This is a genomic window from Brevibacillus sp. SYP-B805 (genome assembly GCF_011059135.1).
In the GTDB taxonomy this organism is placed as follows: Bacteria; Bacillota; Bacilli; order Brevibacillales; family Brevibacillaceae; genus Brevibacillus_F.
This window is the reverse complement of the sequence record NZ_JAALGD010000015.1, coordinates 67,130-82,212: the sequence shown is the minus strand read 5'-3', so window position 1 is coordinate 82,212 and position 15,083 is coordinate 67,130. Positions and strand designations below refer to the sequence as shown.

General features: G+C 57.8%; 12 protein-coding genes. 8 read left to right on the top strand and 4 right to left on the bottom strand.

Annotated elements, in window-relative coordinates; all coding sequences use genetic code 11:
* The first annotated feature begins 117 nt into the window (after nt 1-117).
* On the top strand, nt 118-2,901 hold the full coding sequence (locus tag G3578_RS17060; protein WP_165214179.1) for a WG repeat-containing protein: 2,784 nt from the start codon (nt 118-120) through the stop codon (nt 2,899-2,901).
* 47 nt (nt 2,902-2,948) lie between these two features.
* Here G3578_RS17060 and G3578_RS17055 read toward each other — a convergent pair whose 3' ends face one another.
* Together G3578_RS17055 and G3578_RS17050 are read right to left on the bottom strand one after the other, a co-directional pair.
* On the bottom strand, nt 2,949-3,179 hold the full coding sequence (locus tag G3578_RS17055; RefSeq protein ID WP_165214178.1) for a DUF1128 domain-containing protein: 231 nt from the start codon (nt 3,177-3,179) through the stop codon (nt 2,949-2,951).
* Nucleotides 3,180-3,199: 20 nt separating this feature from the next.
* Nucleotides 3,200-5,692 (bottom strand): U32 family peptidase, encoded by a 2,493-nt coding sequence (locus tag G3578_RS17050; RefSeq protein WP_165214177.1) that lies wholly within the window; start codon nt 5,690-5,692, stop codon nt 3,200-3,202.
* A 162-nt stretch (nt 5,693-5,854) separates the two neighbouring features.
* Between G3578_RS17050 and G3578_RS17045 the strand changes: the two genes are divergently transcribed.
* Nucleotides 5,855-7,135 (top strand): ATP-binding protein, encoded by a 1,281-nt coding sequence (locus G3578_RS17045; RefSeq protein ID WP_165214176.1) that lies wholly within the window; start codon nt 5,855-5,857, stop codon nt 7,133-7,135.
* Between the two features lie 44 nt (nt 7,136-7,179).
* On the opposite strand, the gene G3578_RS17040 is transcribed toward G3578_RS17045, so the two are convergent.
* A complete protein-coding gene (locus tag G3578_RS17040; protein WP_165214175.1) occupies nt 7,180-7,773 on the bottom strand; it encodes a TetR/AcrR family transcriptional regulator in 594 nt (197 codons plus the stop codon).
* Between the two features lie 149 nt (nt 7,774-7,922).
* Here G3578_RS17040 and G3578_RS17035 point away from each other — a divergent pair, with 149 nt between their 5' ends.
* The 6 genes from G3578_RS17035 (at nt 7,923) to G3578_RS17010 (ending at nt 13,629) form a co-directional block, all read left to right on the top strand.
* Nucleotides 7,923-8,396 carry an N-acetyltransferase gene (locus G3578_RS17035; protein WP_165214174.1) on the top strand — a complete coding sequence of 158 codons (474 nt, stop codon included), beginning with the start codon at nt 7,923-7,925 and terminating at the stop codon, nt 8,394-8,396.
* 222 nt (nt 8,397-8,618) lie between these two features.
* Complete coding sequence (locus G3578_RS17030; RefSeq protein ID WP_165214173.1) at nt 8,619-9,350, top strand: GTP pyrophosphokinase family protein; 732 nt, start codon at nt 8,619-8,621, stop codon at nt 9,348-9,350.
* Nucleotides 9,351-9,353: 3 nt separating this feature from the next.
* On the top strand, nt 9,354-10,796 hold the full coding sequence (pepV, locus tag G3578_RS17025) for a dipeptidase PepV (protein WP_165214172.1): 1,443 nt from the start codon (nt 9,354-9,356) through the stop codon (nt 10,794-10,796).
* Nucleotides 10,797-10,922: 126 nt separating this feature from the next.
* A complete protein-coding gene (locus tag G3578_RS17020) occupies nt 10,923-12,332 on the top strand; it encodes a DEAD/DEAH box helicase (RefSeq protein WP_165214171.1) in 1,410 nt (469 codons plus the stop codon).
* 200 nt (nt 12,333-12,532) lie between these two features.
* Nucleotides 12,533-12,775 (top strand): hypothetical protein, encoded by a 243-nt coding sequence (locus tag G3578_RS17015; protein ID WP_165214170.1) that lies wholly within the window; start codon nt 12,533-12,535, stop codon nt 12,773-12,775.
* An 89-nt stretch (nt 12,776-12,864) separates the two neighbouring features.
* Nucleotides 12,865-13,629, top strand: coding sequence for an EcsC family protein (locus G3578_RS17010; protein WP_241254683.1), 765 nt, complete (start codon nt 12,865-12,867; stop codon nt 13,627-13,629).
* Here G3578_RS17010 and G3578_RS17005 read toward each other — a convergent pair.
* The gene (locus tag G3578_RS17005; RefSeq protein ID WP_165214168.1) at nt 13,602-15,017 is read right to left on the bottom strand and encodes an RsmF rRNA methyltransferase first C-terminal domain-containing protein; all 1,416 of its coding nucleotides are present in this window, start codon (nt 15,015-15,017) and stop codon (nt 13,602-13,604) included. The genes G3578_RS17010 and G3578_RS17005 overlap by 28 nt on opposite strands.
* Nucleotides 15,018-15,083 lie beyond the last annotated feature (66 nt).

The window sequence follows — 15,083 nt, the reverse complement described above, 5'->3', positions numbered from 1 at the left end:
TACGCGCGGCATGTTACTTTGTTAAAAGATGACAGAGAAATGTTGGAAACAAATTGATCCGTGCCATCGTCCAACTGTCACGGAAGAGAATGTTGCCCTTCATGGAGGAGAGGAATCGTGCATAAGCGTATCGCCAAAACGGCTCTGGCCGTCTGCCTGCTATTTTCCTGCGTCACGGGAGCCGCCGCGGAAGAGGGGAAAAAGCCCGTGCCTGTGTTTCCCGTCGAACAAGATTTCAAATGGGGGCTGATGGATCAAAACGGTAAGGTTCTCCTGTCGCCCCGGTTTGATCTCATTGAAGATTTCTTTTTATATGATGACATTGCGCGAGTGCGGACAGGAGACAAATGGGGAGTTGTCGACCGCCTGGGACACCTCCTGCTCGAACCCGAGTATGAAGACGTGAGGGTGGAAGATGAGTTTGTGGCCGCCCGCCTTCAGCAAAAATGGGGATTTCTCGACAAGAAAGGAAAGTGGCTGTTTTCGCCGCAGTTTGACGCGTATGATCGCTACGCCAATCTGACCCTGCACAAAATGGTGTATACCGTCAAAAAGAACGGAAAATGGGGAACGTTCGATCCCGCTGCCAGCAGGATCGTCATCCCGCCCCTCTACGATGAAATGGATTATGATGACGTGAACGACACCTTCCGGGTGAGAAAAGGAACGCTGTGGGGAGCGGTGACCGCCAACGGCACCATGATCGTCCCGGCTGCCTATTCGTCGATCGAGCCATTCCAAGACGGGGTGGCGGCGGTCGAGAAGAACGGCAAGTGGGGGTATATCAACCGGCAGGGGAAACTGGTGATTCCCCTGCAATTCCAGTATGGATACGGCTTTGCCAACGGGAGCGCCATCGTGAAAAAAAACAACCGTTGGGGCGTGATCGATAAAAACGGCAAGGTCGTGATCCCCTTCATCTATAACAACCTTGTGAAGCTTTCCTTCGGGCTGGCCGCCACCCGAATCAAAGACAAATGGGTGGTGGTGCAGAAGGGGGGACAACCAATCTCCGATACACTCTTTGATGATGTGCGGGATGAGGACGGACTGGTCAAAGTCACAGCTGGCGGCCAGGCTGCCTATCTCCTGCCGCAGAACAACCGCTACACGGTAGGGCCGATGTTTGATGAAATTAAATATTCCTACGCGTCTCCCATTCGCAAGGTGAGGAAGGGCGCATTCTGGGGATGGATGGACAACAGCGGGAAAGTGGTTGTTCAGCCGGTCTATGATGCGGTGAATGAGCCGAGCGAAGGATTGGTCGCCGTGAACAAGGACGGCAAGTGGGGGTATTGCAGTCTGCAGGGAACCGTCGTGATCCCTTTGCGCTATGACGAGGTCAGACCCGTTTCGAAAGGACGGGCCCGCATAAACATCGATGGCAAATGGGGGATGATTCGGGCGGACGGCAGTCTGTTGATCCCCAACGACTACGATCAGCTCTCTGAAGATGATGAGACGGGTCTTTTTGTGGTGGAGAAGGACGGAAAGACGGGAGTCCTGGATCAGCACGGGAAGCCCATTGTGCCGCCGGTGTACGATGACGTGATGATCAGTAAAGAGCTGGTGAAACTCACGTTGGGCAGCAAGGTTGGTTTTTATGATGTCAACAGCAAAACGACAACAGAGCCGCAGTTCGACGGCCTGCTGTTCACCGGCTATCCGGACGTGCTTACGTTTCAGAAGGGTGACAAATGGGGAGCGATCACGGTCGCCGGGAAGGTGATCATCCCGCCCGTCTACGATGAGATCGCGTTTGATTGGCGGCAGGAGGAGAGCCGCGTTGCCCGGGTACGCCTCCAGCAGAAGTGGGGCTATGTCGATACCGAAGGGAAAGAGATCGCACCGCCGATCTATGAGGAGGTAGGCCCGTTTCGAGAGGGAATCGGCCCGGTGAAGCAAAACGGCAAATGGGGCTATATCAGCGGGGACGGGCAGCTGATGACGGGACTGATCTTCGACGAGGCAGAGCCCTTTGAAGACGGCCTGGGAAAGGTAAGATGGAACGGGCACGTCACGTATGTCAACAGGCAGGGAGCCATCGTCTATCAGCCGGTCGACTCCGTCACGACCTACCGGTTTACCTATGAACCGTTTGAGATGAAATATCCGGCCATCCTGAGCATCCTGCCCGATTTGACGGAGAATACCGATCCCGCTTACCAGGCTGCCAGGCCGCGTGTCCAGGAGATCAGGGATGCGTACTATACGGCAAACGGCCCATTTACCCGGGGATTCCAGATCGACTCCTATAGCTTGGCGCCGGAAACCCTGCTGCTGGAGATCTACACCATGCTCGGCACATTGGAGCCTGTGCCTTCGGACAATGTGGCAGGCGGCGAAACCTTTGTGGACGCGCTGGTCAACGCCGGGTATGTCAACCGGGAGGAAATGGCGAAGGGCATCAGCAGCCAGTTTGTCGCCCATGTGCTGTACAACATCTTCCACGAGGCCAATCCGTCAAAAGGGTTGGTGAAACTTGCCGACACGAAGGATCCGGCGCTGCTGTGGGCCGTGGAGAAAGGGATCCCGGGATTTGCGAAGGACAGCCGGAACCGCTTGGTCACGACGGGCGGCAGTTATGCCTCCGAATACCGGGATGCCCTCACCTTCTGCGCCCAGATGTTCAAATTTCCGCAAGCCCACGGCGAGCCGCGCTATTATCCGTACAAGATTCGCGATGCGGCCGATTTTCAAGCATCGGATAATCTCATCCATCGCCAACTGTTGGTCAACGGCATCCGCTACGAGATCATCCTGCGGACACGGCCGGAATTGGAACAGAACCCGGCGTTTCTGGCAGCGCGGGAGAAGGCAAAAGAGAAGCTGCTGCAGGAGACGGAAGCCAGCTATCAGCGCTGGTTGGCCGCACAGCGGCTGCAGGTTGCCGCCCGATAGCAGAAGGGACCGCGTACGGTTCAGCGTACCCGGTCCCTCTTGTTTTTCTATTTCTGCCTGCGCAGGCTGCCCAGCTCTTCCACGATGGCCGTCATTTCGTTGATGCTGAAAGCGCCTTTTCGCTGCACCATGTTATACAGATACAACAGATCGTCGTAGCTCTCCAGATCAAAATCCTCCGGCCGCATGACAGCCGTATTGACCATGTTCAGCTTCGTTTTGATCCCCTCGATCAGAATCGCCAGGTTCTCCCGTGTCGCCTGTGTGAGATCAGCCATCTTCCTACTCCCCCTGTCCTTTATTTGGTCAACTGACCGCGGGTTACGCCAAGCTGGTTGGTTGCCTTCAGCGTCCGCCATACATGCGTGCCGCTCACTTCGCCGCGCAGCGCCTGGCGGTAGAGGCGGATCACTTCCTGCACGCGGGCGGGCTCTTCTTCCAGGAATTCAATCCGGTAGCTGCCGACCCCGAGCTTTAGAAATTCCGGCAGATATTCCGCCCCCGATTGGTCAATCGCGTTGTATACGGTATTGCGGCAGCCCGTATCGACCCGCACCGGGTGGGAAAAGCCGACCCGATCCTTCAGGGAGATGCGCGATTTCTCGCAGGGGGTTCCGCAGTTGGTATGATCCGTCCCTTCGCTCAAAAACGTACAGTAGACGCAGTGTTCGGTGTGAAACATCGGCAGGTGCTGGTGGATCACCAGCTCCAGCTTCGAATTGTCCGTATGCCGCATGAGGTCGATCATCTGCTGCACGTTTAAATCATACGAAGGGGTGACCCGTTTCAGACCGCATTCCAGGAACAGTTCCACCGCCTTGTGATTGGCGATGTTCAGGGAGAAATCGCCGAGCAAGGTGATCCCGTGCTGTTCCCGGCGGGCCATGTAATAGTAGAGCGCCCCGGTGTTGCGCACCAGAATGGCATCGGGCGCGCTTTTGGCGATCAGGGCGAGCACGCCGTTTTCATCCGGCATGTGAATCCGCATGGTGGCGAGACCGATCGGTTTGCCGTAGCGGCGCGCCAGACGGACGGCCTCCGGATACTGTTTGACGAATTCGAAATCGGCATACAGGTAATCGACGTCGGTCTGGGCGGCGGCCTCCAGCTGTTCCAGCGAACGGCAGAGGACGGTCAACATCGGTTGTGCCGCCGGCTGGGTGGGTTTCACATCCGCATACACATCCACCTGCCGCTTCCGGTAAACAGGCGGCTTGCGGCGAAGTGCCACCAACTGCTCCACCGCTTCCCGGCGCATGCGGTTCAATTCGCTGACCGCCACGATCACGTCGCCTTCCAGATCCACCGTCAAACGCGCAGGCTCCAGATGAAACAGGGTGCCGCCCAGACGGCCCAGCTGTTCATGCAGCAGCGCATGGGTGAGGGGGCGTTTCAGAGCGGCTTCCAGCGTGCTTTCCGATTTGACGGTAACCGCGTGATTCGCCTGCTCGTCCACCCACGTGGTCGTGAGCGGTTCCCCGACGCGGCCGCTCACATGGACGGCCAGCGGGAACGTCCGGTACGGCTTGTCCGTTTCAAACGTTTTGCGCAGGCGCTTGTTCAGTTCGGGATCGTTTGTTTTCCAGACGCGGTCGCCCGGATGGATCCGGTTCAGGTTGACATCATGGCGGCCCATCACGATCTCGTACAAGCCCCGCTCCACTTCGCCTTCCACCTTGCGCCCCCGGGACAGGATGTCGTAGACGCGGCCCCCTTCTTCTTCCTGCTTGGGATCGCCCGCATCGAACACAATGCCGTCGCCCCGTTTCAGCGGTGACTGCAGGTCGATGAGGACCGCATGCTTCAGCACCTGTTTCACCGTGCCAAGGAATACCCCCCGGCTTTTGGGAAAGGTGCCGTCGAGGAGCGTCTTGTTGTTCGTGCCCTCGAGGAAGCCGTGGGTGAAGCCGCGGGAGAAGCTCTGCTGCAGCTCGCGGATCTCCGCTGCGCTCGGTTTGGTGTCCTGCCCGGCGAAGTAGCGGTCGATGGCGGCGCGGTATTTGCTCACCACATTGGCCACGTATTCCGGCGATTTTAACCGGCCTTCGATCTTAAACGAGGTAACCCCGGCCTCGATCAACTCCGGCACGAGGTCGATGGCGGCCAGATCTTTCGGGGAGAGCAGATACGCCACATTCCCCATCTCTTTCTGCACGCCGTCGACGATCAGGTCGTACGGCAGGCGGCATGCCTGGGCGCATTCCCCGCGGTTTGCGGAGCGGCCGCCCCACATTTCGGAGGTCAGGCACTGGCCGGAATAAGAGACGCAGAGTGCGCCGTGCACGAACACCTCCATCGGCAGTTTCGCCTTCTCGCCGATGATCTTGATCTCCTTCAGGGAATTCTCCCGTCCAAGGACGACGCGTTCCAGGTTGAACGGTTTTGTGAACTCCACAGCCTCCGGGGAGGTGATGGTCATCTGAGTGGAACCGTGGATGGGGAAGTCGGGAGAGATCTCCCGGATCAGCTTCACCAGCCCCAGATCCTGCACGATCACGGCATCAACGCCGGCATCGATGCACGCTTCGATCAGTTCCTTCGCTTCGTTCAGCTCCTGCTCGAAGACGAGGATGTTAAAGGTTAAAAACCCTTTCACCCCGTACATATGCAAATACGCCATGATCTCCGGCAGTTCGTCCATGTGGAAATTCTGGGCGCGGGCCCGCGCGTTGAATTTTTCGACGCCGAAGTAGACGGCATCGGCACCGTTGGCGACGGCGGCCTTGAGGCAGTCCCAGTTGCCGGCGGGTGCCAACAGTTCGATATCTTCACGTTTGATGGTTGTATGCACGTACGTGTTCCCTCCGAATAGATTTCATCCTCCATCATAGGGAAAGCAGACACGGGAAGCAAGGGGAAGAATAGGCTGGAAATCATTCTTCCTTCCGTTTTCCGAAAATGGTATTCTTTAGGAAAAGTGAAAATTGCCCAAAAAGTGAAGTGAGAACCGTTCATGATTGTAATCAAGGATATCTTGCTTCAGTTCTGCTTGATCATCTTGCCCATTCTGCTCTTCCAAGGCGGCCTATCTGGCAGAAGCGGAGAGAAGGAGCGCATGTCGGCCCGGATTCTGTTTGCGGCGGTCAGCGCTTTGTCCGTCGTCCTGTGCATGAGTTTTCCCATCACGGTGGATGGCGGTCTGGTGTACGACGTGCGTACCGTCCCGGTCGTCATGGCTTTTTTGTATGGCGGATACGCGCCGGGCATTTTCGTGGCGCTGGTCATGCTGGGATACAGAGGCTATCTCGGCGGAGAAGGGGTTTGGGTTACCTTGTTCAGTTCGGGTTATTTGGTCCTCCTCTTCTATTATGCTGCGCGGTGGAACGCGCTCTCCCGCATGCAGCGCATCCTTCTCGCACTGATCATCGGCCTCGTGAAGCATGCGATCTCCTTCATTGTCCTGATTGCGGTGTCGCTTTTGCACGGGTGTTCGCTTCCGGAAATCGTGGAGCGCTTGGACCTGTTTATGGCGGTCGGTCTGATCGGCATCTCCTTGTTGGGGATTACGGTTTTCCTGGCGGAGTACCTGCGGGAAAACGCGATGATGAAAAACCAGCTGCAGCGCTCGGAAAAGCTGATGCTGATCAGCGAGCTGGCTGCCAGCGTGGCCCACGAAGTGCGCAATCCGCTGACGGTGGTGCGCGGCTTTGTGCAGCTGCTCAGGGACAGCGTCGATTCCCAGAATCGGGAATACATCCGCCTTGTGTTAAGCGAATTGGATCGTGCGGAGTATATCATTTCCGATTATCTGAGTCTCGCCAGACCGGAGGCGGAGCTGGTGGAGGAATTTGAAGCCGGTGAGTGTTTGCGGCAGGTGGCGGTGATCATGTACTCCTATGCCCTGATGAACCGCGTGCAGATCAAGATTCAGGTGGAAGAACGGCTGGCGATTCGGGGTGATCCGCTGAAGTTCAAGCAGGTGGTGATGAACCTGATCAAAAACGGGATCGAAGCGATGCCGACGGGCGGTGTGATTGACCTGATCGCCCGGCATGACGGCCATCACGTCGTCATCACGATTCGCGATACCGGACTGGGCATGAGCAAGGAACAGCTGACGCAGGTGGGTCAGCCGTTCTTTACGACCAAGGAAAAGGGAACCGGTCTGGGGCTTTTGGTCAGCTGCCGGATCATTGAAGCGATGGGGGGAAGCATTCAGTTTGCCAGCGAAAAAAACAAGGGGACGGAGGCAACCATCACCCTGCCGAGGCTGGGCCAATCCCCGAGCGCATAGGAAAGACAGGAAAACCGCCTGCGTGCCGGCAGGCGGTTACGTGTCTATGTCGCATCAAGACCCTCGAAGACGATCGATACCTTTTCTTCCATGATTTCCTCAAGCGGCCATGCCCCTTCGGAGCGTACCCAATCATAGAGCGCATTGTAATAGATGTTTTCCAGCATGTTGGCGGCCACCAGCGGATTAAATTTCGTTTTCAGCCGTCCTTTCTCCTGGGCGTCCTCGATCAGATCGGCAAACAGTTCCCGCAGTTCGAAGTAAATGTTCTTTTCCGATTCCAGCACTTTCCGGTGCTTCATCGACGATTCGACCAGCACCTTGATGAAATCGTAGTTTTGAATATTGACTTCGTTCAAAATCTTGTAGATGCGCAGGACGCGCTGCTTGCAGCTGTCGCCGTAATCCCACTCTTCCCGGCGCTCCTCGATTTCCTGGATCCGTTCGTATCCCCAGTTGGCCAGGATCGCTTCTTTGGAGGGGAAATGGAGGAAAATGGTGCCGCGGGCCACATCCGCCTCTTCCGAGATCATGTCGATGGTCGTCGCCTCAAATCCGTGCTGCTTGAACAGCTTGATGGCGGCGTCGAAAATCTTCTGCCGGGTCTCCCGCTTTTTCCGTTCGCGTCTCGTGGTCAAGATATCCACCTCCGTTCCATCATTATAACATATCTTTGGCAGTGCACGAAAAAAGGATAGACGAAGCAGCGTCAGGTATGTATATTTATATATTATGATGAATATTTATTCTAAACCAGGCAGAAGTGCATGGAGTGGGGGAATGAACCATGAGCGTCGCGAAGGTCATAACCATCCGTCGGGCGACGATGAAGGACGTCGATCAGATGCTGGAGATCATCAATCAATACGCCCAGCAGGGGTTGATGCTGCCGCGTACGAAATTGTCCATCTGCGAAAATCTGCAATCGTTTGTTGTCGCCTTTGACGGCCAGGATGTGATCGGGGTGGCCGGCCTGCATATTTTGTGGGAAGATTTGGCGGAAATCCGCTCTCTTGCCATCGCCGAATCGGCCAAGGGCTTGGGGGTCGGCAAGCGGCTGGTTCTCCATCTGGTGGACCAATGCAGGGAGCTGGGGATCAACCGGGTGCTGGCGCTCACCTACCAGAAGGACTTTTTCGAAAAGTGCGGGTTCTACGTGGTGCCCAAGGAAACCCTGCCCCAAAAGGTGTGGAAGGACTGCATCAACTGCTCCAAGCTGCCGATGTGCGACGAGATCGCGATGATCAGGGAAAGCGCCTGAATCCGCGTTTTTTCACCGGAGATGCATCCATGCGTTTGGGGAAGTCAATCTCCCCCTGTCATTTTCATGCTTGATACGAACTGACCCAAGGCCCGGAGCGTCGCTTCGGGTTTTTTCGTGCGCACGCGGGCCCAGGGAAGAAGCGTTTCATTCGGCCGCTGGCAGGATATTGCAGGCGAATTGTTGAATCATAAGGACGTGTAGATTCTAGCGAGAGAGAGCGTGCAGAAGATGGACTGGGAGTTGTACCTGTTGCCCTTTGAGCAGGCAGTGGAAGAGATCAAGGTAAAACTGAAAAATATCCGCAACGAGCTGCGCAAGCGGAAAGAGCATTCCCCGATCGAATTCGTGATGGGCCGCGTGAAAACGGTGGCCAGCATCTATGCCAAGGCAAACCGGCTGCAGTTCCCGATCAATGAGCAGATTGCCTGGGAATTGCGCGACATCGCCGGGTTGCGCGTGATCTGCCAGTTTATTGACGATATTCCCGCTGTCGTTGAAATGATCAGGCAGCGGAACGATATGAAAATCTTTTTGGAGAAAGATTATGTGACCAGGCCGAAAGAGAGCGGCTACCGCGGCTATCACCTGGCGGTAGAGTATCCGCTCATGACTGCGCGGGGACAGGTGACCATTCCGGTGGAGATCCAGATCCGGACGTTGGGGATGAACTTTTGGGCCACCATTGAACACTCCCTCAATTACAAGTACGAGGGAATCATCCCGGCCGACATCCGCCAGCGACTGATCGAGGCAGCCAAGGCTTCCTACAAACTGGACAGCGAGATGAACAACATTCGCGAGGAAATCAAGGAAGCGCAGATGGCGTTCAAGCGGAAGAAGGAGCTGCCGATGGAATCGCTTCTCTCCATGGTGGAAATCGATCTGGACGAAGATTCGCTGGAGATGGGCGAGGCGGCGACAGGCGAAAAAGAGACGGAAGGGATGGAGTAACGGATGAGCGAGACAACGATCAACTGGCTGGCGGAAGTGGAGAAACGAAAAGAAGAGCTGGTCCGCACGACGCAGGAGTTTTTGCGCATCAAGAGCGTGCTGGACGAGTCGACGGTCCGGGAGGGCGCGCCGTTCGGCGAAGGGATACGGCGGGCGCTTGATTTTGCCCTGCAGGTCTGCGCCGATGCCGGCATGGCGACCAAGGTGGTGGAAGGGTATGCCGGACATGCCGAGTTTGGCGCAGGCGAGGAACTGATCGGCATTCTCAGCCACGTGGACGTAGTGCCCGAGGGAGATGGCTGGTCTTCCCCGCCGTATGCGGCCGAGATCGTGGATGGCAGGATCGTGGCCAGAGGGGCGCTTGACGACAAAGGGCCCGCCATGGCGGCCATCTTCGCCGCCAGGATCGTCAAGGAACTGGGGCTGCCCCTCTCCAAGCGGGTGCGGCTGATTTTCGGGACGGACGAGGAAACGCTCTGGCGCTGCATGAAGCGCTATTTTGAGACGGAAGAGATGCCGGCCATGGGCTTTTCGCCGGATGCCGATTTTCCCTTGATCTATGCGGAAAAGGGGCTGACGCATCTGGTCTGGCGACAGACCAGGGACGCGTTCCTGCAGCAGGGGCTGCCCGCCCGTCCCCATCCGGACGCCCGCCTGCTTCGTCTGAACGCCGGCCTGCGGATGAACATGGTTCCCGATCGCGCACGCGCTGAGCTTCAGGCAGCCGGCAGACCGGCAGCCGGGATCGCGGAGCAATACCGGTGTTTTCTGCGGGAGCAGGGTAGGATTGGCGAAGCCACCGTGGAGGGGGATCGCGTGGTTCTTGCCATGGAAGGGGTGTCCGTTCACGGCATGGACCCGTCCAAAGGCGTGAACGCAGGAACCTGGCTGGTTCATTTCCTGGCGCAGCTCGATCTGGATGAGCGGGCCGCGCAGTTCGTCCGCTTCACGGAGACGTATCTGCATGAGGAGCATTACGGCGAGGCGCTGGGCATCGCCCACACCGATCCCGAGATGGGGCCGCTTACGGTGAACACCGGGGTGATCCGCTATGAAGCGGAGGGCGATGCGGCGTTCGATATCAATATCCGTTATCCCCATTCGCAGCCGTTTGAGAAGTGGGAGCCGATCGTGCTCGGCCGGCTGAAGGAAGCGGGGTTTGTCCAGGAAATAGAAGATCACATGACGCCGCATCGGGTCGATCCGTCCCATCCGTTGGTGACGACGCTGCAGCGCGTCTATGCGAAACAGACGGGCGAGGAAGCGACGCTCATCGCCATCGGCGGAGCCACTTACGGCCGTTCGCTGCATGTGGGAGTCGCATTCGGACCGCTGTTCCCCGGGCGGGCGGATTGTGCGCACCAGCGGGACGAGCACATCCTGATCGAGGATCTCGTGCGGGCCACGGCGATCTATGCGGAGGCCATCTACGAACTGGCCAAATAAATAAAGAGGGAAGAAACGGGTGTTCCGGCTGCTCGGACCGCCCGTTTTCCGTGGAAGGCGCTCCATTGTTTTTTTCGGGAGACTGGCATACTATAGAGAGACGTGCAAACAAAGGAAGTGAGTATGATGAGCCAATCGTTTGAGGCATTCGGGTTTCGACCGGAACTGCTGCAGGGAATCAAAGACCTTTATTATAAAGAGCCGACGCCGATTCAGGCGGAGGCGATCCCGCTGATCCTGGCAGGAAAGGACGTGATCGGGCAGGCGCAGACAGGAACAGGGAAGACCGCCGCGTTTGTGCTGCCGATTCTGCAGCGGCTACAGCCGCAAAAGCGTGACATTCAGGCATTGATCTTGACCCCCACCCGCGAGCTTTCCATCCAGATCGCGGACGATATCGCGAAGCTGGGCAAACACCTCGATGTCAGCGTGCTGTCCCTGCACGGCGGAACGGATATCGAGCGGCAGCTGGCCAAGCTGAAGCAGAAGGTACATATCGTTGTCGGCACGCCCGGACGCGTGCTGGATCATTTACAGCGGGAGTCCCTTCATTTCGGTCGCATTTCCACGCTGGTGCTGGATGAAGCGGACAAGATGCTTGAGATGGGCTTTCTGGAAGAGGTGGTGCAGCTGCTTGCTTCCACGCCCCAGCATCGGCAGGTGCTGCTCTTCTCCGCCACCATGCCCGATCAGGTGAAGAAGCTGGCGCAGCAGTTCATGAAGCAGCCGCCTCATATCAAGATCGAAAACAAGCAGAAAACGGTCGAACAGATCGAGCAGATTTACTACGTGGTGAATCAAAGCGACAAGATGGATGCGCTGCTGGACCTGTTGGAAAGCACCAATCCGTATCTGGCGATCATCTTCGCCAACACCCAGCAGCGCGTGCAGATCCTGACCGCCAAGCTGCAGGAGCTGGGCTACGCCGCAGAGGCGCTGTACGGGGATCTCTCGCAGAAGAAACGGGAACAGCTGATGCGGCAGTTCCGCGAGATCAAGTTCCAGTACCTGGTGGCCACCGACATCGCCGCGCGCGGCCTGGACGTGGAAGGCGTCACCCATGTGTTCAACTACGATCTGCCCAATGACGTGGAAAGCTACATCCACCGCGTCGGCCGCACCGGGCGAGCCGGTCAGGCCGGCACCGCCATTTCGCTGATCTCGCCGCGGCAGAAAGCCATCATGCAGCGGATCGCCAAAGCGACCAAAGCGACGGTGGAGGAAAAGCTGCTGACCGCCGGCCGCCATCTCGAAGCGGGCCGCCGCGAGCGGGCCAAGGAACGGGAAGCCCATTTTGCCGCGCTGCGCGAGGAGAAGGCACGCGAGCAGGCGGAGGAAAAGAAGAAAAAGGAAGCGCCGCTCGCCGCCGCCTTGAAAAAGGCAGCGAAGGTAAAGCCGGGCTACAAGAAAAAGCTGCAAAAAGAGATCGAGCATTGGCAGTCAACCTATGAGCAGAAGCGGAAACGGGAAGAAGCCAAGGCCGCGCGCAAGGCGGGCATGAAGAAGAAGCCGTCCGCCGCAAAGGAGAAACGCTAGCACATGAGGACATCCGGGCTCTATTTGCAGATATCGCCCATCATGCCATGGATTCCATCTCGTGACGAAAATGCCCGGATTTTGTAAAAAGAAGTGTTTCTCTTCTCCGGCAATATGGGTAAAATGGGTGTTAGAAAGGACAGCCCGGTGGCGGAGAACGGTGGCAGGAAGCCCTGCCCGGAGGGAGGAGAGACCATTTCATGACCCAGTTTTGCAAGGAATGCGGGAGCGCGCTGCAGCCAGGAGAGGTTTTCTGCAAGACGTGCTACAGCCATGAGAGGGACGAATACCGCATCGTGAAGGAGTACCTGCGGACCCATCCCAACTCCAATGCCATGCAGATTGCCAACGAAACCGGGATATCCATCTCCAAAATCATGAAATATATCCGCAACGGTTCCCTCACGGTGGTAACCAACGACGGACAGCGCAGATCGCGTTAACGGGATCCGGTCATACAACAGCCCTCCGGTGGATGGATTTGTCCACCGGAGGGTTTTCCTGTTCCGCGGAACGAAAGGAGGATATCGTCTTGTACAGCTATGAAGAGCAGATACGGCGGGAACTGCGGCTGTGGAAGCGGGACCTGCTGAAACCGCCGGGGCTTCTCGAACGGGCCGCGAAAGGCATGCAGACCAAGGTAAACGACCTGATTCCCGAAAAGGTGCATCAAACCATAACCGCCGTGATCAAAGGGATTGTCCGAACAACCCTGTCCGGCCTGGAATACGTGCCGGCCGGAAAACCGCTCCGGGAGTTGACGCTGTATGAGCGGGACGAACGGGCGAAGCAGCTTCTTGCCACGTACAAAAAAATCGCCGCAGCCGAAGGAGCAGGGACAGGGGCGGGAGGCATCCTGCTCGGCATGGTGGATTTTCCCGCCCTGATCGCGATCAAGATGAAGTTTCTCTTTGAACTGGCTCATGTGTACGGCTACGATACCCATGACGCGCGGGAACGGCTCTATCTGCTCCATGTCTTTCAGCTGGCCTTCTCCAGCCAGGCGGTTCGTCCCGCGCTGTTTGCCCGGTTGGAAAACTGGGAACAGACGCACGGGATCCGGGTTCCGTCCGCCGACGGGTTCGCCGAGCAGATCGATTGGGAGCAGTTTCAGCGCGAATACCGGGACGCCATCGACTTTCGCAAAATGCTGCAGCTGATTCCGGGACTGGGGGCCGTGATCGGGGCATGGGCCAATTACGGCCTGCTGGATGATCTCGGCAGGACAGGGATCAACTGTTTCCGGATGCGGTGGCTGGGGCAGGCGGATCAGAGCCAACGAAGCCCTTTGGGATAATGGTTTTTCAACTGCCCATCCACCTGCTTGCCCCACCCGAGCCCAACCCCCTCGATACATACCAGCGTCCAGCCGTTTTCCCCCTGGCGGCTGATGGTTTCGCCACGCAGGTAGCGCAGGAGATCCGGATGATCGGGCTCAAAGTCGGCGCTGCGGACGACCTCATCGGCGGAAAGGGAGAGGGCGAGCGCATGGGAGGGTTCGAAACGGTTTTTTTTCACCGTTCCCAGATGCCAGCCGGGGCGGGTCACCTTCAAGCCGGCCAGATTGGGGGCCTGGTCAGGCACATGGTACAGCTGCTCGCCAAACAGCAGATAGGCGGATGGGTCTTCCGTCTCTTCCGCAACCCCGGGCATGGTTTCCCGGGCAAAAGACTGCCAGGCCGCGATAGCCTCCTTTACCCCGGAGGAGAGGCGGCTTGGTTTTCCTTTTTTCGGGCGGTCGCCTGTTCGGCCAAGCGCTTCCGCTGCGCCGTTATCCTTGCGCAGTTTGGCGATATAGTGCCCTTCCCCGGACAGCTTGTGCGGCCACAGGCGGGCGGTCAGGGAGAGCGCTGCGGCCGCCGGCACGGCCCAATCGGCGCGTCCCTGGCTGAAAAAGTCGGCAAAGGGCACCGGCTCCGGGGTAAATTCGGGATGTTCGCGGAGAAACCGGGCGACCGTCTGCTCGTTCTCCAGCGGCGCAAACGTGCACGTAGAATAAACCAGGGTGCCGCCGGGCTTCAGCATGACCGCTGCCGCAGCCAGGATATCCGCCTGCAGCCGGTGGCATTCCTGCACTTTCTCTTCCGACCAATCGGCAATCGCTTCCGGCAGCTTGCGGAACATCCCTTCTCCCGAACAGGGGGCGTCGACAAGAACCCGGTCGAAATATTGCGGGAAACGGTCGGCGAGCCGCTCGGGGGTTTCATGGGTGACGATCGCATTGCGGATGCCCAGCCGTTCCACGTTTTCCGACAGGGCTTTGACGCGGACCGGATGAGGTTCGTTGGCGATCAGCAGCCCTTCCCCGTTCAGCGCGGCCGCCAGCTGTGTCGATTTGCCGCCGGGTGCCGCGCACAGATCAAGAATCCGTTCGCCGGGTTGGGCTTCCACGGCGGCCGCGACCGCCATCGCGCTCGGCTCCTGGATATAATAGAGCCCTGCCGCGTGATACGGATGCTTGCCCGGCCGATCCTCCTCGGCATAATAGAACCCATCCGGGCACCAGGGAACGGGATGCAGGCGGAAGGGACTGCGGGCAAGAAAAGCTTGCCTGTCCGTCTTTAGCGGATTGAGGCGCAGCCCCTGCCGGGCATTCTCCTCATAGGCTTTCAGGAAGGCAGGATATTCGTCCTGCAACAGCTCTTGCATGCGGTTGGCAAATGCTGCCGGAAGTTGTCGTTTCATGTTGACCTCCATGGATATTTTCATGCGATGGCGAGAGGAATCGGGCGAAAAATGGCGAATCATTCA

What these genes read in the sequence shown, in the direction of transcription:
- G3578_RS17035 (WP_165214174.1), top strand. Translation starts at nt 7,923, where the DNA reads ATGAGCGTCGCGAAGGTCATAACCATCCGTCGGGCGACGATGAAGGAC.
- G3578_RS17045 (WP_165214176.1), top strand. Translation starts at nt 5,855, where the DNA reads ATGATTGTAATCAAGGATATCTTGCTTCAGTTCTGCTTGATCATCTTG.
- G3578_RS17055 (WP_165214178.1), bottom strand. Translation starts at nt 3,179, where the DNA reads ATGGCTGATCTCACACAGGCGACACGGGAGAACCTGGCGATTCTGATC.
- G3578_RS17005 (WP_165214168.1), bottom strand. Translation starts at nt 15,017, where the DNA reads ATGAAACGACAACTTCCGGCAGCATTTGCCAACCGCATGCAAGAGCTG.
- G3578_RS17015 (WP_165214170.1), top strand. Translation starts at nt 12,533, where the DNA reads ATGACCCAGTTTTGCAAGGAATGCGGGAGCGCGCTGCAGCCAGGAGAG.
- G3578_RS17020 (WP_165214171.1), top strand. Translation starts at nt 10,923, where the DNA reads ATGAGCCAATCGTTTGAGGCATTCGGGTTTCGACCGGAACTGCTGCAG.
- pepV (WP_165214172.1), top strand. Translation starts at nt 9,354, where the DNA reads ATGAGCGAGACAACGATCAACTGGCTGGCGGAAGTGGAGAAACGAAAA.